This is a genomic window from Parafrankia sp. FMc2, from assembly GCF_041008525.1.
In the GTDB taxonomy this organism is placed as follows: Bacteria; Actinomycetota; Actinomycetes; order Frankiales; family Frankiaceae; genus Parafrankia.
Genome location: NZ_JBFLUG010000007.1, coordinates 44,320 through 61,297 on the forward strand (window position 1 = coordinate 44,320; position 16,978 = coordinate 61,297).

Annotated in this window: 16 protein-coding genes; 4 read left to right on the plus strand and 12 right to left on the minus strand. The window is 71.8% G+C overall.

Annotation, left to right across the window (positions count from 1 at the left end; translation table 11 throughout):
• Positions 1-32: 32 nt before the first annotated feature.
• Together AB1460_RS04470 and AB1460_RS04475 are read right to left on the minus strand one after the other, a co-directional pair.
• Complete coding sequence (locus AB1460_RS04470) at positions 33-977, minus strand: alpha-E domain-containing protein (protein ID WP_018640390.1); 945 nt, start codon at positions 975-977, stop codon at positions 33-35.
• On the minus strand, positions 971-2,653 hold the full coding sequence (locus AB1460_RS04475; RefSeq protein ID WP_368959296.1) for a circularly permuted type 2 ATP-grasp protein: 1,683 nt from the start codon (positions 2,651-2,653) through the stop codon (positions 971-973). Before AB1460_RS04475 ends, AB1460_RS04470 begins: the two co-directional genes overlap by 7 nt.
• 237 nt (positions 2,654-2,890) lie before the next feature.
• Between AB1460_RS04475 and rfbB the strand changes: the two genes are divergently transcribed.
• A complete protein-coding gene (gene rfbB, locus AB1460_RS04480; RefSeq protein WP_018640388.1) occupies positions 2,891-3,895 on the plus strand; it encodes a dTDP-glucose 4,6-dehydratase in 1,005 nt (334 codons plus the stop codon).
• Between the two features lie 78 nt (positions 3,896-3,973).
• Here the strand turns inward: rfbB and glgA are convergent, their stop codons facing one another.
• From glgA to AB1460_RS04530, 10 genes are all read right to left on the minus strand, one after another.
• Entirely contained in the window at positions 3,974-5,146 is a 1,173-nt protein-coding gene (gene glgA / locus AB1460_RS04485; protein WP_368959297.1) for a glycogen synthase, read from the minus strand.
• 53 nt (positions 5,147-5,199) lie between these two features.
• On the minus strand, positions 5,200-6,438 hold the full coding sequence (gene glgC / locus AB1460_RS04490) for a glucose-1-phosphate adenylyltransferase (protein WP_368959298.1): 1,239 nt from the start codon (positions 6,436-6,438) through the stop codon (positions 5,200-5,202).
• 305 nt (positions 6,439-6,743) lie between these two features.
• Complete coding sequence (locus tag AB1460_RS04495) at positions 6,744-7,211, minus strand: metal-sulfur cluster assembly factor (RefSeq protein WP_368959300.1); 468 nt, start codon at positions 7,209-7,211, stop codon at positions 6,744-6,746.
• Positions 7,212-7,213: 2 nt separating this feature from the next.
• On the minus strand, positions 7,214-7,684 hold the full coding sequence (gene sufU, locus AB1460_RS04500) for a Fe-S cluster assembly sulfur transfer protein SufU (RefSeq protein WP_368959301.1): 471 nt from the start codon (positions 7,682-7,684) through the stop codon (positions 7,214-7,216).
• The gene (locus tag AB1460_RS04505; protein WP_368959303.1) at positions 7,681-9,006 is read right to left on the minus strand and encodes a cysteine desulfurase; all 1,326 of its coding nucleotides are present in this window, start codon (positions 9,004-9,006) and stop codon (positions 7,681-7,683) included. Before AB1460_RS04505 ends, sufU begins: the two co-directional genes overlap by 4 nt.
• Positions 9,003-9,779, minus strand: coding sequence for a Fe-S cluster assembly ATPase SufC (sufC, locus tag AB1460_RS04510; RefSeq protein WP_368959304.1), 777 nt, complete (start codon positions 9,777-9,779; stop codon positions 9,003-9,005). The genes AB1460_RS04505 and sufC overlap by 4 nt, the downstream gene beginning before the upstream one ends.
• 8 nt (positions 9,780-9,787) lie before the next feature.
• Positions 9,788-10,159 carry a non-heme iron oxygenase ferredoxin subunit gene (locus tag AB1460_RS04515; RefSeq protein ID WP_368959305.1) on the minus strand — a complete coding sequence of 124 codons (372 nt, stop codon included), beginning with the start codon at positions 10,157-10,159 and terminating at the stop codon, positions 9,788-9,790.
• Positions 10,156-11,301 (minus strand): Fe-S cluster assembly protein SufD, encoded by a 1,146-nt coding sequence (gene sufD, locus AB1460_RS04520; RefSeq protein WP_368959306.1) that lies wholly within the window; start codon positions 11,299-11,301, stop codon positions 10,156-10,158. Before sufD ends, AB1460_RS04515 begins: the two co-directional genes overlap by 4 nt.
• Positions 11,301-12,713: a Fe-S cluster assembly protein SufB gene (sufB, locus tag AB1460_RS04525; RefSeq protein WP_368959307.1), complete on the minus strand. Its 1,413-nt coding sequence runs from the start codon at positions 12,711-12,713 to the stop codon at positions 11,301-11,303. Before sufB ends, sufD begins: the two co-directional genes overlap by 1 nt.
• The gene (locus AB1460_RS04530; protein ID WP_368959308.1) at positions 12,710-13,483 is read right to left on the minus strand and encodes a helix-turn-helix transcriptional regulator; all 774 of its coding nucleotides are present in this window, start codon (positions 13,481-13,483) and stop codon (positions 12,710-12,712) included. The genes sufB and AB1460_RS04530 overlap by 4 nt, the downstream gene beginning before the upstream one ends.
• A 276-nt stretch (positions 13,484-13,759) precedes the next feature.
• On the opposite strand from AB1460_RS04530, the gene AB1460_RS04535 reads away from it, so the two are divergent.
• From AB1460_RS04535 to AB1460_RS04545, 3 genes are all read left to right on the plus strand, one after another.
• Entirely contained in the window at positions 13,760-14,572 is an 813-nt protein-coding gene (locus AB1460_RS04535) for a hypothetical protein (protein WP_368959309.1), read from the plus strand.
• Positions 14,573-14,717: 145 nt separating this feature from the next.
• Positions 14,718-16,211, plus strand: coding sequence for a glycerol kinase GlpK (glpK, locus tag AB1460_RS04540; protein WP_368959310.1), 1,494 nt, complete (start codon positions 14,718-14,720; stop codon positions 16,209-16,211).
• A 216-nt stretch (positions 16,212-16,427) separates the two neighbouring features.
• Positions 16,428-16,973, plus strand: coding sequence for a helix-turn-helix domain-containing protein (locus AB1460_RS04545; RefSeq protein ID WP_368959312.1), 546 nt, complete (start codon positions 16,428-16,430; stop codon positions 16,971-16,973).
• Positions 16,974-16,978: the final 5 nt, after the last annotated feature.

Consider the following 16,978-nt stretch of genomic DNA (forward strand, 5'->3'; position numbering starts at 1 on the left):
GGCGCCCGTCGTCACGGCGCCGTCGGTGGCAGTCAGGCGGGCACCTCGCTCGCCCAGGTGTGCGGGCTCTCCCGAGCGAAGTAGCGGGCGGTGACGGCCGCGCTGACCGCCGAGCAGGTCCGCTGCAGCGCCGCGAGCAGGTCGGGCATCTGGGCGGCCAGCTCGTCGATGCCGCGGAACTCCAGCTCCGTCCGCGCCCGGCCGACGGTGCGGCGAGCCGCGTCGTCCACGGTCGAGCGGGCCAGGCCCCGGCCGGAGTCGAGCTCGGCGAGGATCTGCTCGGCGAGGGCGAGCGACCAGTAGACCGACCGTGGGAACAGGCGGTCCAGCAGCAGGAACTCGGAGACCCGGGCGGCGTCCACCGCCCGGCGGTAGGTCCGCAGGTACGCCTCGTGCGCACCGCAGGAGCGCAGCAGGCTGACCCAGCTCTGGGAGTTCGGGTCGTCGCTGATGCTGGACGACAGCAGCCGCGCGGTCATGTCGACCCGTTCGAGGCTGCGCCCGAGGACCAGGAACCGCCAGCCGTCGTCACGCGCGAGGGTGGCGTCGACCAGCCCGGCGAGCATCGCCGTACGTTCCCGCACGTAGCGGAAGTAGACGTGCGGGCCCATCCGGCGGGCGAGCTCCTCGGTGTGCGGGAGCTCGTTCCAGGTGGCGTTCAGGCACTCCCAGACGTCGCTGGAGACCACGACACGGGCACCGCGCGCGTTCTCACGGGCGGCGGAGAGCGACCCGCGGATGCTGGACGAGTTCGTCGCCTCGTAGGCGAGCACCTCGGTGACGTAGCGGGCGTTCGCGGGCTCGGAGCGGTCGACGACCCCCATCACCGCGAGCAGCTCGGCGCCGGCGGACGTCTCGTCCAGGGCGGGGTCCTCAAGCACCCGGTGCACATGGACGTCGAGGATCCGCGCGGTGCTCTCGGCCCGCTCGGCGTAGCGGCCGATCCAGAACAGCGACTCGGCGATGCGGCTCAGCACCGGCCCGCCTCCCGTCCGGACTGCTGCTCCTGCTGCAGGTGAAGCTGGCGCTGCTGGCGCTGCTGGCGCTGCTGGCGCTGCTGGCGCTGCTGGCGCTGCTGTTGTTGCCGCTGCTCGGACTGCTGTTGCTGCTGCTCGTCCGAGGAGTGCGGGCCGAGATCGGGGCCGGGGGCGACCGACGGCGCAGGTCCGGAGCGGCGACCGAACGGCGTCGTGCCCTCCCGCTCCTGCAGGTCGGGGGCGAGGACCCAGGTGTCCTTGGAACCGCCACCCTGGCTGGAGTTCACGACCAGGCTGCCGCGCGGCAGGGCGACCCGGGTGAGCCCGCCCGGCAGCACCCAGATCCGGTTGCCGTCGTTGACCGCGAAGGGGCGCAGGTCGACGTGGCGAGGGCCGAGCCGGTCGCCGGCGAGGGTCGGGGAGGTGGAGAGGCGGACCACCGGCTGGGCGATCCAGCCGCGCGGGTCGGCGAGGACGCGGGCACGCAGCTCGTCCAGCTCGGCCGCGGTCGCCTGCGGGCCGATGACGATTCCCTTGCCGCCCGATCCGTCCACCGGTTTGACGACCAGGCTGTCGAGGTTGGCCAGGACGTGCGCGCGCTGCTCGGGGTCCTCCAGCCGGTAGGTGTCGATGTTGCGCAGCACCGGCTCCTCCCCGAGGTAGTACCGGATGAGGTCGGGAACGTAGGTGTACATCAGCTTGTCGTCGGCCACGCCGTTGCCGACGGCGTTCGCGATCGTCACGTTGCCGGCCCGGGCGACGTTGAGCAGCCCGGCGCAGCCGACCACCGACTCCGGCCGGAAGTGGAGCGGGTCGAGCCACTCGTCGTCGATACGCCGGTAGATCACGTGCACCGGGTGCTCGCCCTCGGTGGTGCGCATGGTGACCCGGTTGTTGCGGACCGACAGGTCGCGGCCCTCCACCAGCTCCACGCCCATCTGGCGGGCGAGCAGCGCGTGCTCGAAGTAGGCGGAGTTGTAGACGCCGGGGGTCAGGACGACGACCGTGGGGTCGGCCACCTCGGGCGGCGCCGCCGAGCGCAGCGCGTGCAGCAGGTGGGTCGCGTAGTCGCCGACCGGCCGTACCCGGTGGGTCGCGAAGAGCTCGGGGAAGACCCGGGTCATCGCCCGCCGGTTCTCGACGACATAGCTGACCCCGGACGGGACGCGGACGTTGTCCTCCAGTACCCGGAAGTCGCCGTTCTCGTCCCGCACCAGGTCGATGCCGCTGACGTGGGCCCGGACCCCGTTCGGCGGGTCGATGCCGTGCGCGGCGCGGTGGAAGTGGGAGCACGAGAGCACCAGCCGGCGCGGCACGATGCCGTCGGCGAGGACGTCGGCACGCCCGTAGACGTCCGCCAGGAACGCCTCCAGCGCCCGCACCCGCTGCACGACACCGCGCTCGATGACGTTCCACTCGTCGCCGTCGAGCAGTCGCGGCACCAGGTCGAGCGGGAACGGACGCTCCTCGCCGAACAGGTTGAAGGTGATCCCGGCGTCCCGGAAGGCACGGTCCAGCGCCACCTTGCGCGCGGCGAGGTCGGCGCTGCTCAACGGCTGGAGCGCGTCATGGAGGGCGGAGTACACATCCCGGGGGCGGTGGGCCGGGTCGAAGACCTCGTCCCACGCGGCCGCCGCAGCGACCTCCGCCGCATACCCCTCGAACAGGTCGGCCACGCGCTGGAGCGTAGGGGCTCGGTGTTACTTCCGCATGACGTCACCGTGGGAGGCGGGGGCCTCACCACGAGCCCCACGCCGGACGCCGCGGAACGGCATGGGACGACACCGGGCGACAGCGGGCGACACCGGCGGACGTCGACTCGCCGCCCTCGCCCACGGATCGCACACGCGTAGGCGATTATGGAGGGGCGACCGATGCGACGACGCACCGTATGACGCACCGAAAGGCGAACGATGACGACTCTGCTGGTGACCGGAGCCGCCGGATTCATCGGATCCAACTTCGTCCGGTACTGGTTGGGCACGCACCCCGGCGACCGGCTGGTCGCGCTCGACGCGCTGACCTACGCGGGCTGCCGCGAGAACCTCGCCGACGTCCAGACCGGCATCACGTTCGTCCACGGCGACATCCGCGACCGCGAGCTCATCGAGGGCCTGCTGCGCGAGCACCGCGTCGACATCGTGGTCAACTTCGCCGCGGAGTCCCACAACAGCCTGGCGATCATCCGCCCGGGCGACTTCTTCTCCACCAACGTCATGGGCACCCAGAACCTGCTCGAGGCGGCCCGCACCGTCGGTGTCGCCCGGTTCCACCAGATCTCCACCTGCGAGGTCTACGGGGACATGGCCCTCGACGACCCGGGCGCCTTCACCGAGGACTCGCCCTACCTGCCGCGGACGCCCTACAACGCCGCCAAGGCCGGTTCGGACCACGCCGTGCGCTCCTACGGGTACACCTACGGTCTGCCGATCACGATCACCAACTGCTCGAACAACTACGGGCCTTTCCAGTTCCCGGAGAAGGTCATCCCGCTGTTCGTGACCCGGGCGCTGCAGGGCGAGTCGCTGCCGCTGTACGCGTCGACGAAGAACCGGCGGGAATGGCTGCACGTCGTCGACCACTGCCGGGCCATCGAGGCCGTCCTGGAGCGGGGCACGGTCGGCGAGACCTACCACGTGGGCAGCGGCATCGAGGCCGACATCGAGACCATCGCGGACCTGATCCTCGGCGAGCTGGGCCTGCCGGCGTCACTCAAGACGATCGTGCCCGACCGGCCCTCGCACGACCGCCGCTACCTGCTCGACTCCGGCAAGCTGCGGACGGCGCTGGGCTGGGAGCCGCGGATCAGCTTCGCGGACGGCATGAAGGCGACCATCGCCTGGTACCGCGACAACGAGGCCTGGTGGCGCCCCCTCCTCGGGCGCTCGCCGGTCTCGGAGACCGCCTGGCAGGGCTAGGAGCCCGACGCCGCCCTGTCTGGCTCGCGCTGCCTGGCCTTTCACACGGCCGGACAGCGCGGGCGAGGTCAGGCAGAGTCAGGCGGGCCCGTCCACCAGGTGGCTGTAGAGGCGCGCGGTGCGCTCGGCCACGGCCGCCCAGCCGAACGCGGCGACGGCACGCTCCCGGCCGGCCCGCCCCATCCGGGCGGCCCGCGCCGGGTCGGCCAGAAGCTCGTTGACGGCCGCCGCCAGTGTCGCCGGGTCGTCCGGCGGGACGAGCAGGCCGGTCTCGCCGTGCGCCACCACCTCCGGGATCCCGCCGACCCGGGAGGCGACCACCGCGGTGCCGCAGGCCATCGCCTCCAGGTTCACGATGCCCAGCGGCTCGTAGACCGACGGGCACACGAACACCGCCGCGTGCGTCAGCAGCTGGATGACCTCCGGCTTGGCCAGCATCCCGGACAGCCAGACCACCCCGTCGCGGCTGCCGCGCAGGCTGTTCACTCCGGCGGTGACCTCGGCGTGCAGCTCCTCGGTGTCCGGCGCCCCCGCGCACAGCACGAGCTGGGCGGACGGGTCGAGGTCGGCGGCGGCCCGCAGCAGCACCGGCAGCCCCTTCTGCCGGGTGATCCGCCCGACGAAGACCACGGACGGCCGGTCCGGGTCCACGCCGTGGCGTTCGAGGACGTCCGTCCGCGGGTCCGGAGCGTACTCGTCGGTGTCGATGCCGTTGCGGATGACGTGGACGCGCCCGGGGTCGACCTGCGGGTAGGCGTCCAGGATGTCGGCGCGCATCCCGTCGCTGACCGCCACCACCGCCGCCGCCGAGCTGATCGCGACCTGCTCGGCCCAGGACGACAGGCGGTAGCCGCCGCCGAGCTGCTCGGCCTTCCAGGGCCGCCGCGGCTCGAGCGAGTGCGCGGTCATCACGTGCGGGATGCCCTCGACGAGGGCGGTCAGGTGCCCCGCGAGGTTGGTGTACCAGGTGTGGGAGTGCACCACGTCGGCGCCACCGGAGGTGTTGACCGCCGCCGCCATCGACAGGTCCATCGAGGCGATCCGCAGGGCGTCGTTGGCGCCGTCGAGCGCGGGCCAGGGCTGGTGCCCGACCACCGCGGGCGGCACGGCGGCGGGCGGGCGCGGCTCGCCCTCGCAGTGGACGGTGAGCTCGACCAGCCGGGCCAGCTCGCGGGCGAGGTACTCGACGTGCACGCCGGCGCCGCCGTAGACGTCCGGGGGGAACTCTCGGGTGAGCAGCGCGACGCGCATCCGTCTCTCGATCCTCCGCCTGGTTGCGGTCACCGGCCGGGCGCCGGCGCCGGTCAGTCCGCGATGGTGACGCCCTTGCCGACGACGGTGACGCCGGCCGCGCTGACCTGGTAGCCGCGTGCCCGGTCATGGTCCTTGTCGACCCCGACCATCGCCCCCGGGGGGACGACGACGTTCTTGTCCAGGATGGCGTTCCGGACGACGGCGCGACGTCCGATGACGGCATTGTCCATGAGGACCGCGCTGTCGACCGCCGCCCACGAGTTGACCCGCACCCCCGGGGAGAGCACGGACCGCCGCACCGTCCCACCGGAGACGATCACACCGTTGCTGACGATGCTGTCGGTGGCGACGCCGACCCGGCCGGGGCTGTCATGGACGAACTTCGCCGGCGGCACCGGCGGGACGTTGGTGTAGATCGGCCAGTCGCGGTTGTACAGGTTGAAGACGGGGTCGAGCGCGCACAGGTCCATGTGGGCGTCGTAGTAGGAGTCGAGCGTGCCGACGTCCCGCCAGTAGCCGCGGTCGCGGTCGAGCGCCCCGGGCACCTCGTTGCCGGCGAAGTCGTACACCGCCGCCATGCTCTGCCCGACCAGCATCGGCACGATGCTCCCGCCCATGTCGTGCACGCTGTCCGGGTCGGCGGCGTCGGCCCGCAGGGCGTCGATGAGGACGTCGGTCGTGAAGACGTAGTTGCCCATCGAGGCGAAGATCTCGTCCGGGGTACCGGGCAGCCCTGGTGGATCCACCGGCTTCTCGAGGAACTCGGCGATGGAGATCCCGTCAGGCGCGGGGCGGATCACCCCGAAGGCGGAGCCCTCCGAGCGGGGGACCCGCAGGCCCGCGACGGTCACACCGGCACCGGACTCCAGGTGCTGCGCCACCATCTGGCGGGGGTCCATGCGGTAGACGTGGTCGGCGCCGAACACGACGACGATGTCCGGGGCCTCGTCATGGACGAGGTTCAGCGACTGGTGGATGGCGTCGGCGCTGCCGGAGAACCACTGCGGGCCGAGGCGCTGCTGCGCCGGCACCGGCGTCACGTAGTTGCCCAGCAGGTTGCTCATCCGCCAGGTGGTGGTGATGTGGCGGTCCAGACTGTGGCTCTTGTACTGGGTCAGTACCGCGATACGCAGGTATCCGGCATTGACCAGGTTCGACAGTACGAAGTCGACCAGGCGGTAGATACCACCGAAAGGAACGGCCGGCTTCGCTCGGTCCGCGGTCAGTGGCGCCAGGCGACTGCCGGCACCCCCCGCCAGGACCAGGCCCAGCACCCGAGGGCTGCGCATTCTTCGGCCCGGCTCCCCGTCTTCCGCCCGGATCCGGGGTCGATCCGCCCCGGCTGCGACCGGTCGCCAGCGGTTCCGGCACGTGATCGGGCATGTGCCGTGTTGTGCTGGATTCCGGTCATCACGGAGCCTACAAGGCGGCCGGGAGGCGGCTCGCTCGGCGTCAAAAACCGCTGGCCCGGGACGCCGATCCGGCCACTCCCACGAGTGGGGAGCGGCCGGATCACATCGGCGGCCGCACAGCCTGCCCGGTCAGGACAGCCACGACGCGGGACAGCCGTGACGCGGGCGGGCGGGGCTGGCGGTCAGACGTTGAAGCCGAGGGCGCGCAGCTGCTCGCGACCGTCATCGGTGATCTTGTCCGGGCCCCACGGCGGCATCCAGACCCAGTTGATCGTCACGTCGTTGACCAGGTTGTCCGGGCCGTCGACGAGCGCCGAGCGGGTCTGGTCCTCGATGACGTCCGTCAGCGGGCAGGCCGCCGAGGTGAGCGTCATGTCGAGGGTGACCGTGTTGTCGTCGGCGATGTTGATGCCGTAGACGAGGCCGAGGTCGACGACGTTGATCCCGAGCTCGGGGTCGACCACGTCCCGCATGGCCTCCTCGACATCGTCGAAGGATGCCTTGTCCACGACGACGGCCCGCTCGGTGGCGACGGCCGGCGCCGCCTCCGACGGTGCCGCCGCCGCGGGCTGCGCCGAGATGCCGGTGGGCTCCTCGGCGACGGCGGGCTCCGCCGGGGCGGACGCGGTGGTGGTGGCGGTCTCGCTCATGGTCATGTCTCCTGCTTCGGGACGGCGGTCCGGGTGGCGGCACCGGTGGCCTGCGCGGTGGCGTCCTTCCAGGCCATCCACGACAGCAGGGCGCATTTCACCCGGGCCGGGTACTTGGAGACACCCGCGAACGCGACCGCGTCCTCCAGGACCTCCTCGTCACCCTCCTGGGTGCCGCGCGACTGCATCAGCGTCAGGAACTCGCGTTCGAGCTCCAGCGCCGCCGCCACCGACTTCCCGATCACCAGGTCGGCCATCACGCTCGCCGACGCCTGGCTGATCGAGCAGCCCTCGCTCTCGTAGGACACGTCCGCCACGACACCGTCGGCGACGCGGACCCGCAGGGTCACCTCGTCGCCGCAGGTCGGATTGACGTGGTGCACCTCGGCGTCGAACGGATCCCGTAGGCCGCGGTGGTGCGGGTTGCGGTAGTGATCCAGGATGATCTCCTGGTACATGGAGTCGAGCTTCACCTCAGGAAGAACCTCCTGACCTGCCCGAGACCTTCCACCAGCGCGTCGACCTCGGCGGTCGTCGTGTAGAGGTGGAACGACGCCCGGGTCGTCGCCGGGACCCCGTACCGCAGGCAGACCGGGCGGGCGCAGTGGTGCCCGACCCGCACCGCGATGCCCTGCTCGTCCAGGATCTGACCGATGTCGTGCGGGTGCAGCGGCCGGTCCTCGGAGTCGCGCAGGGAGAAGGAGATCGCCCCGCCGCGGTCCCGCGGCGTCGGCGGGCCGATGATCCGCAGGCCCGGCACGGCCGCCAGTGCGTCGAGCGCGTAGGCGGTGACCTCGTGCTCGTGCGCGGCGATGGCATCCATGCCCAGGCCGGTCAGGTAGTCGACGGCGGCGCCAAGCGCCACCGCCTGCGAGATCATCGGCGTGCCGGCCTCGAACCGGTGCGGCGGGGCCGCGTAGGTGGAGGCCTCCATCGTGACGACCTCGATCATCTCGCCGCCGCCGAGGAACGGGGGCATGACCTCGAGCAGCTCGCGCCGGCCCCACAGCACACCGATGCCGGTGGGCCCGCACATCTTGTGCCCGGTGAAGGCGAGGAAGTCCACACCGAGTGCGACGACGTCGATCGGCATGTGCGGCACCGACTGCGAGCCGTCGAGCACGGTGAGCGCGCCGACCGCGCGAGCCCGGGCGACGATCGTCGCGACCGGGTTCACCGTGCCCAGGATGTTGGACTGGTGGACGAACGAGACGACCTTCGCCCGCTCGGTGATGACCTCGTCGAGGTGGGCCAGGTCGAGTCGGCCGTCCTCGGTGAGGCCGATCCAGCGCAGGGTGGCGCCGGTGCGGGCGCACAGCATCTGCCAGGGCACCAGGTTGGAGTGGTGCTCCATCTCGGTGATGACGACCTCGTCGCCGGGGCCGAGCCGGAAGCGCTCCGCCTCCGCCCCGCCGGAGACCGCGTTGCTCATCGCGTAGGCGACCAGGTTCAGCGCCTCGGAGGAGTTCTTCGTGAACACGATCTCGCGCCGGTCGGGTGCGCCGACGAACGCCGCGATCCGGTCCCGCGCGTCCTCGTAGAGGGCCGTGGCCTCCTCGGCGAGCACGTGGATGCCACGGTGCACGTTGGCGTTGTGCCGCTCGTAGTAGGTCCGCTCGGCGTCGAGGACGGCGAGCGGCTTCTGCGACGTCGCGGCGCTGTCCAGGTAGACCAGCGGCAGGCCGTCGTGCACGGTGCGGGCGAGGATCGGGAAGTCGCGGCGGACCCGCTCGACGTCGAACCCGGGCGTGGTCGCCGTGTCGGCTCCCGGCTGGCGGGTCTCGATGATCGTCATGAGATCGCCGCCGGCTCCGTGGTCTTCACGTACCGGTCGTAGCCGGACTCCTCCAGCGTCGCCGCGAGCTCGGGGCCACCCGCGTCCACGATCCGGCCGCCCGCCATGACGTGCACGAACTCTGGCTTCACATAGCGCAGGATGCGGGTGTAGTGGGTGATGAGCAGGATGCCCGTCTCCCCCTTCACCCGTACCGCCTCGATGCCGGCCGAGACGATGCGCAGAGCGTCGACGTCGAGGCCGGAGTCGGTCTCGTCGAGGATGGCGATCTTCGGCGCGAGCAGCTTCATCTGCAGGATCTCGTGACGCTTCTTCTCACCGCCGGAGAAGCCCTCGTTGACGCTGCGCTCGGCGAACGCCGGGTCCATCTCCAGCCCGGCCATCGACTCCTTGACCTCCTTGACCCAGGTGCGCAGCTTCGGGGCCTCGCCCCGGACCGCCGTCACCGAGGAGCGCAGGAAGTTGGACACCGAGACGCCGGGCACCTCGACCGGGTACTGCATCGCCAGGAAGATCCCGGCCCGCGCCCGCGCGTCGACGGACATCGCCAGGACGTCCTCGCCGTCAAGGGTCACGGTGCCCTCGGTGACGGTGTACTTGGGGTGGCCGGCGATCGAGTAGGAAAGCGTGGACTTGCCGGAGCCGTTCGGCCCCATGATCGCGTGGGTCTCGCCCTTGCGGACGGTGAGGTCGACGCCGCGCAGGATCTCGCGCGGGCCGTCCGTGTCGGTGTCGACCGACACGTGCAGGTTGCGGATCTCGAGAACAGACACCGCTGTCGTCACCCTCGCTTCGGGTTCGTGTGAAGGTCGACGAGGACGTCGTCGCCGTCGATGGTCACTGGGTAGGTGGGCACCGGGTCGATGGCCGGCAGGCTCGTCGGCTCGCCCGTGGTCAGGTCGAACCGGGAGCCGTGCAGCCAGCACTCGATGAGGCCGTTCTCGACCTCGCCCTCGGAGAGCATCACCTCGGCGTGGGAGCACTCGTCCCGCACCGCGTAGTACCGGCCGCCCGACCGGACCAGGCACACCGGCTCACCGTCGATCTCGACGCCGAGCGCGGACTCGTCGGCCAGGTCGGAGACGGCGCAGGCGCGCCGCCAGGAGGACCCCGCCGTGGTCCCGGCGGAGCCTGTGCTGCTCGGTGTGGTCATACGCCCACCGCCGCCAGCTCCTCCTCGACCCGCGCCATGATCCGCTCACGCAGTTCGGGGATGTCGATCCGGTCGACGATCTCGGCGAAGAAGCCGCGGACGACCAGCCGGCGTGCCTCGTCGGCCGGGATGCCGCGCGACATCAGGTAGAACAGCGACTCGTCGTCGAACCGCCCGGTCGCGCTGGCATGACCGGCGCCGACGACCTCGCCGGTGAGGATCTCCAGGTTGGGCACCGAGTCGGCGCGGGCGCCGTCGGTGAGCACCAGGTTGCGGTTCAGCTCGTAGGTGTCCGTACCGACCGCGTCGGCACCGATCACCACGTCGCCGACCCACACCGCGTGCGCCCCGGCGCCCTGCAGGGCGCCCTTGTAGACGACCCGGCTGCGGCAGTTCCGCGCCTGGTGGTCGACCAGCAGGCGGTGCTCCTGGTGCTGGCCGGTGTCGGTGAAGAACAGGCCGTAGAGCTCGGCGTCGCCGCCGGGCCCGCGGTACTCCACCGTCGAGTTGAGCCGGACGAGGTCGCCGCCGAGGGTCACGGTGAACGACCGCAGACGGGCGTCCCGGCCCACCGAGAAGGCGTGCGAGCCCAGGTGGACGGCGTCGTCGGCCCAGTCCTGGAGGGTGACGAAGGTCAGCGCGGCGCCGTGGCCGATGAACACCTCGACGGTGCCGGCGAAGGCGGCGCTGCCGGTGTGGTCGAGCACCACCGTCGCGGAGGCGAACGGGCCGAGCTCGACGAGCACGTGCTCGTAGGCGACCCCGCCGTCACCGTGCAGGCGCACGATGACCGGCTCGGTCAGCGCCGCCTCGGCCGGGACGGTGACAGAGACCCCACCGTCCGCGCGGGCCATGGCGAACGCGGCAGGGCGGTCGGACGGGGTCAGGACCCGCCCGATCCGGGAGTCGGTGGCGGCGAGCCGCTCGACCTCCACGCCGTCCGGCGCGGCGACCGAGACGTCGATCTTGGTGTCGCTCGGCGGCCCGTTCAGCAGGCCGCCCAGGCGGCGCAGCGGGGTGAACCGCCACGCCTCCTCCCTGCCGCCGGGTACTACGTGGTCCTCGGGGTCACGGGACCGGACGGGACGCGGTGCCGCGCCGGCCTGGGCCGGGGGGCGTCCCGTGGCATCGATGACGGCCATCAGCCGACTGCGCCTTCCATCTGGAGCTCGATGAGCCGGTTGAGTTCGAGGGCGTACTCCATGGGCAGCTCGCGCGCGATCGGCTCGATGAAGCCGCGCACGACCATGGCCATCGCTTCGTCCTCGGACAGGCCGCGGCTCATCAGGTAGAAGAGCTGGTCCTCGCCGACCTTGGAGACGCTGGCCTCGTGCCCGATGGAGGCGTCGTCCTCACGGACGTCGACATAGGGGTAGGTGTCGGAACGGCTGATCGTGTCGACCAGCAGCGCGTCACACTTCACCGACGACCGCGAGGCGTGCGAGCCCTCGTTGATCTGGACCAGGCCACGGTACGAGGTACGGCCGCCACCGCGGGCCACGGACTTCGACACGATCTTCGACGACGTCCGCGGCGCGGCGTGCACCATCTTCGCGCCGGCGTCCTGGTGCTGCCCCTCACCTGCGAAGGCGACCGAAAGCACCTCGCCGTGGGCCTGCTCGCCGAGCATCCACACCGCCGGGTACTTCATCGTCACCTTGGAGCCGATGTTGCCGTCGATCCACTCCATGGTGGCGCCCTCGTGGCAGGCGGCCCGCTTCGTGACGAGGTTGTAGACGTTGTTCGACCAGTTCTGGATGGTCGTGTAGCGGCAGCGCGCGTTCTTCTTCACGATGATCTCGACCACCGCGGAGTGCAGTGAGTCGGACGAGTACACCGGTGCCGTGCAGCCCTCGACGTAGTGGACGTACGCACCCTCGTCAACGATGATCAGGGTCCGCTCGAACTGGCCCATGTTCTCCGTGTTGATCCGGAAGTAGGCCTGCAGCGGGATCTCGACCTGCACACCCGGCGGGACGTAGATGAACGAGCCGCCGGACCACACCGAGGTGTTCAGCGCGGCGAACTTGTTGTCGCCGACCGGGATCACCGAGCCGAAGTACTCCTGGAAGATCTCCGGGTGCTCACGCAGGCCCGAGTCGGTGTCGAGGAAGATGACACCCTGCTCCTCAAGATCCTCACGAATCTTGTGGTAGACGACCTCGGACTCGTACTGGGCCGCGACGCCGGAGATCAGCCGCTGCTTCTCCGCCTCGGGGATGCCGAGCCGGTCGTAGGTGGCCCGGATGTCCTCCGGCAGCTCGTTCCACTCGGCGGCCTGCTTCTCCGTCGACCGGACGAAGTACTTGATGTTGTCGAAGTCGATCCCGGTCAGGTCCGCACCCCAGGTCGGCATGGGCTTGCGCTCGAAGAGCTTCAGCCCCTTGAGCCGCAGGTCGATCATCCAGGATGGCTCGTTCTTCTTCGCCGAGATGCTGCGAACAACTGCTTCGGAGAGGCCGCGCTCCACGTCGACGGCGTAGGCGTCCGCATCTGCCCAGCCGAACCGGTAGGAGCCAAGGCCCTCAAGGGCGGTCTCGGCAGAGGTGGTCATAGGGAACCTTCCGAAAATGAGGATGGTTGTGATGTCCGCCCGGACCCGGACGAGGCCGTGTCGGGCGATGCACCCGGCGATGGCGTGGACTCGGCTGCCGCGGCACTCCCGACGGGCGGGAGCACCGTGATCGCCTCCACGGGGATCACCGGGATATGGGTGGTGCAGACGCCGTCGCCGTGCGCGATCGTCGCCAGCCGCTGCACGTGGGTGTCGAGGAGTCGCGCGAGCATCTCCGTCTCGGCCTCACACAGCGCCGGGAACCGCTCGGCCACGTGCTGCACCGGGCAGTGATGCTGGCAGATCTGGGTGCCGGTCGGCAGCTCGGAGACGCTGGCGGTGTACCCGGCCTGGGTCATGGCCGCGGCGATCGCCTCCGGCCGCTCCGCCAGGGGAACCGCGACCACCTCGTCGCGGATCTGGCGCTCGAGATCGACTCCGCGGGCCCGGGCGAACTCGGCGACCGCCTCCGGGCCGCAGGCGTCCGCGAGGAACCGCAGCGCGCCGGCCGCCAGGTCGGAGTAGGCCGTCGGCCCGGCCTGGTGCCCGGCCTCGGTGAGCGTGTAGCGCCGGGCCGGGCGGCCCCGCCCGCGAGGACCACGCACCCCGGTCGAGGTGGTCGTGATCGTGCCGTCCGAGGTCATCGCGTCGAGATGACGGCGGACGGCTGCGGGCGACAGCCCGAGCTCGTGGGAGAGATCGGCTGCCGTGGAGGGGCCGCGCTCGAGCAGGAGGCGGACGACGCGGTCCCGGGTGCGGCCGTCGGCCACGCCCGATGGAACCTCCTGCCCGCTTTTCACAACACCAGTGTGCCCTATTTCCGTGACGCGGTCGAACCGAGGAGCCGCAGATCACCCGACCGTCCGGAGATCTCTTTCACAGCGTCGGATCCGCGACACAGCACCGTGATCGACCCCGCTCGTGACCCGCGGTTTCGGTGCCGCAGCCTGCCTCGGAGCCGGCTGTGACCCACCCGCCACGCAGCACGCGCCGCCCGGGATGGGACACTTTCGGGCGGCATGCGACGTACGGGAAGGTGCTGCGAGATGCGGACGGTTCGCACGATCGGCCCCGGCGGCGCGGTCATGGCCGCCACCAGCCTGGCAGGCACGGAACAGGCCGGCACCCCGGCAGCCCGGCCGGGGGCAGCCCGGCCGGGGGCACGCCGTCGGCTGGCCTTCCCCTGGCGCGGCGCCGTCGCCGCGGTCGCCCTGGCCGTCGCGGCTGCGGGCGTCACCGCCTGCGGCGGCGGCACGGAGACCAACGGCCTGGAGAAGGCCTCCCCCGCCGAGGTCGGGACGCGGTCGGTGGAAGCGCTGCGCGACGCCGGCAGCGTGCGCGTCCTCGGCACCGTCCAGGACCCGTCCAGTGACGGCACGACCACCTACGACCTGGTGATGGCCGGCTCGTCGGCCCGCGGCACCGTGACCTCCGGGCAGATCGTCGCCGAGCTGGTGAAGGTGGACGACGACACCTTCACCAAGGGCAGTCGCGAGTACTACGAGTCGATCGGCGAGGGTGACGCCGCGGAGCTGCTGGCCGACCAGTGGGTGCGGCTGTCCACGGAGGCGGCGGCCCAGTACCGCTTCTTCAGCATCGAGGGGTTCGTCCAGGCGCTCGGCGAGTACGTGGCGGCGCTCGACGGTGAGGTGACCACCGAGGAGGTCGGCGGGCGCCGTGCCGTGGCCGCGGGCAGTCCGGGAGGAACCCGCCTCTGGGCGGCGAACACCGGCGAGCCCGTCCCGCTGCGGGTGGACATGCTGGACGGCGAGGAGGGCCGGATGGAGTTCTCCGACTACGACGCCGCGGTCTCGATCACCGCCCCGACGAGCTCCGTGGACCTCTCCTCCCTGTCCTGACCGGCGGGCCCCACTACCGTGGTCGGACCGTCCGGGACGCGCCGGGCCGGCGCGGCGCGGTGCGGGCCGGCGCGGCGCGGCGCGGTGACCAGGCGGCACGCAGGGCGACGATGACCGGACGGCCCGTGGGCGGAGGGACTCGGACATGCTTGTCGCGGCAGTGGACCAGGGCACCAGCGGCACCACGGTCTGTCTGCTCGACGCCGAGGCCACGGTCGTCGGTCGCGGATACCGCGCGGTCGAGACGTCCTTCCCCCGGCCCGGATGGGTCGAGCAGGACCCGGAGGACCTGCTGGCCAGCGTCGTCGGCGCCGTCGCCGACGCCCTCACGGACGCCGGCCGCCGCCCCGCCGACCTGGCGGCGCTGGGCATCACCAACCAGCGCGAGACCACGGTGCTGTGGGAGCGCCGGACCGGGCGCCCGCTGTACCCGGCCATCGTCTGGCAGGACCGGCGCACCGCCGCCGCGTGCGAGCGCCTCGCCGCGGCCGGCCATGCCGCCCTGGTCCAGGAACGCACCGGTCTGGTCCTCGACCCCTACTTCGCCGGCACGAAGGCGGCCTGGGTCCTCGAGAACGTGCCGGGTGCGCGGCAGGCGGCCGAGACCGGCCGGATCGCCTTCGGCACCGTCGACTCCTGGCTGGTGTGGCGGCTGACCGGTGGCCGGGTCCACCTGACCGATGTCACCAACGCCTCCCGCACGATGCTCTTCGACCTGGCGAGCGGCACCTGGTCGGAGGAGATGCTGGAGCTGCTGGGCCTGCCCGCGGAGCCGTTGCCGGAGATCGTGCCGAGCTCCCGGGTCTACGCCCACACCGATCCCGAGTCCTTCCTCGGTGTCGAGGTGCCGATCGCCGCGGTCGTCGGCGACCAGCAGGCCGCGCTGTTCGCCCAGGCCTGCTTCGCGCCCGGCCAGGCCAAGAACACCTACGGCACCGGCTCGTTCGTCCTGGTCAACACGGGCACGGCGCCGCCCGCGCCGCAGACGTCGCTGCTGCGGACGGTCGCGTTCGGGCTCGACGGCGAGCCCCTCACCTACGCGCTGGAGGGCGCGATCCTGTCCACCGGCTCCGCCGTCCAGTGGTTGCGGGACGGGCTCGGTGTCATCTCCGACAGCGCGCAGACCGCGGAGCTGGCCGGATCGCTCGCGGGCAACGACGGCGTCTACTTCGTCCCCGCGCTCGCCGGGCTCGGCGCACCGCACTGGGACCCCCGCGCCCGCGGGATGATCATCGGCCTGACCCACGCCACCAGCCCCGCGCACCTGGCTCGGGCGGTGCTGGAGGCCATCGCGTACCGGACCCGGGACGTCGTCGAGGAGATGGCGGCCGGCGCCGGCGTGACCGTCACCGAGCTGCGCGCGGACGGCGGCGCGGCCCGCAACCCGTGGCTGATGCAGTTCCAGGCCGACATCCTCGGAGTCGAGGTGGACGTCCCGGAGAACACCGAGACGACCGCGCTCGGCTCCGGCTACCTCGCCGGGCTCGCCACCGGCCTGTACGCGGGCCGCGCGGAGCTGGACGCCCTCCGGCGCACCGCGCGCCGGTACCGGCCGTCGCTGGGCGCGGACCAGCGCGAGGACCTGTACGGCCGGTGGCTGCGCGCCGTCGAGCGGTCCCGCGACTGGGACCGCGACTGAGCGGTTCGCCACTCCGGCTGGCCTGGTCGTTTGGCCGGGATCCATCCCGGCTGCGCGCGAGGCCTCACACCAGGGCAACGATCGAAGCCCACTGAAAGACAACACCAGCTGGCCGCCGATTGGGAAAAGTGGCTGTCCCGCGCCATGATTCCTGTCAACCTGTACCCCGGGGGCGGTTGGCGTCTCCCGCCGCGCACATCACCCCGGACGGAGACCGTGACCGACGCGGACTACGCCCTGGAACTGGGCCGCCGCCTCCGAGCTGCCCGCAACCGACGCGGACTGTCCCTCCTCGACGTCCAGGAACGCACCGAGGGGCGGTGGACTGCCGGCACGCTCGGCGCCTACGAGCGAGGCAGCCGGACCCTGCGGGTGCACCGCCTGGTCGAGCTCGCCGAACTGTACGACGTCCCGGCGACCCTGCTCGTCCCGCCGCCGGTCGAGCGCCGTGAGACCGACGACCTGCCGCCGCTGGTCATCGACCTGCGCCGGCTGCGGAAGCTGCCGCCGACACGGACCGGCCCGCTGCGCCGGTGGATCGCCATCGTGCAGGTGCTGCGCTCGGACAGCTCACGGGACGTGCTGCGGCTCCGGCGCTCCGACCTGCAGTCACTGTCGCGGCTGTACAGCACCACTCCCGCGGTCCTCTACGAGCGGCTCGTGGCCTGGGGCACGCTGGTCGATCCCGGTGAGGCGGCGCCCGCCGGCGGGCGCCGCCGGCCGCCGGCGCTCCGGCCCCCGCAGTCCCCCTCCCGCCGGTAGTCCAC

Bases quoted from the DNA above. Each gene is read 5' to 3' on its own strand.
- AB1460_RS04505 (WP_368959303.1), bottom strand. From the start codon at position 9,006: ATGACGATCATCGAGACCCGCCAGCCGGGAGCCGACACGGCGACCACG.
- AB1460_RS04515 (WP_368959305.1), bottom strand. From the start codon at position 10,159: ATGACCACACCGAGCAGCACAGGCTCCGCCGGGACCACGGCGGGGTCC.
- AB1460_RS04535 (WP_368959309.1), top strand. From the start codon at position 13,760: ATGCGGACGGTTCGCACGATCGGCCCCGGCGGCGCGGTCATGGCCGCC.
- glgA (WP_368959297.1), bottom strand. From the start codon at position 5,146: ATGCGCGTCGCGCTGCTCACCCGAGAGTTCCCCCCGGACGTCTACGGC.
- sufD (WP_368959306.1), bottom strand. From the start codon at position 11,301: ATGGCCGTCATCGATGCCACGGGACGCCCCCCGGCCCAGGCCGGCGCG.
- sufB (WP_368959307.1), bottom strand. From the start codon at position 12,713: ATGACCACCTCTGCCGAGACCGCCCTTGAGGGCCTTGGCTCCTACCGG.
- rfbB (WP_018640388.1), top strand. From the start codon at position 2,891: ATGACGACTCTGCTGGTGACCGGAGCCGCCGGATTCATCGGATCCAAC.
- glgC (WP_368959298.1), bottom strand. From the start codon at position 6,438: ATGCGCAGCCCTCGGGTGCTGGGCCTGGTCCTGGCGGGGGGTGCCGGC.
- AB1460_RS04495 (WP_368959300.1), bottom strand. From the start codon at position 7,211: ATGAGCGAGACCGCCACCACCACCGCGTCCGCCCCGGCGGAGCCCGCC.
- glpK (WP_368959310.1), top strand. From the start codon at position 14,718: ATGCTTGTCGCGGCAGTGGACCAGGGCACCAGCGGCACCACGGTCTGT.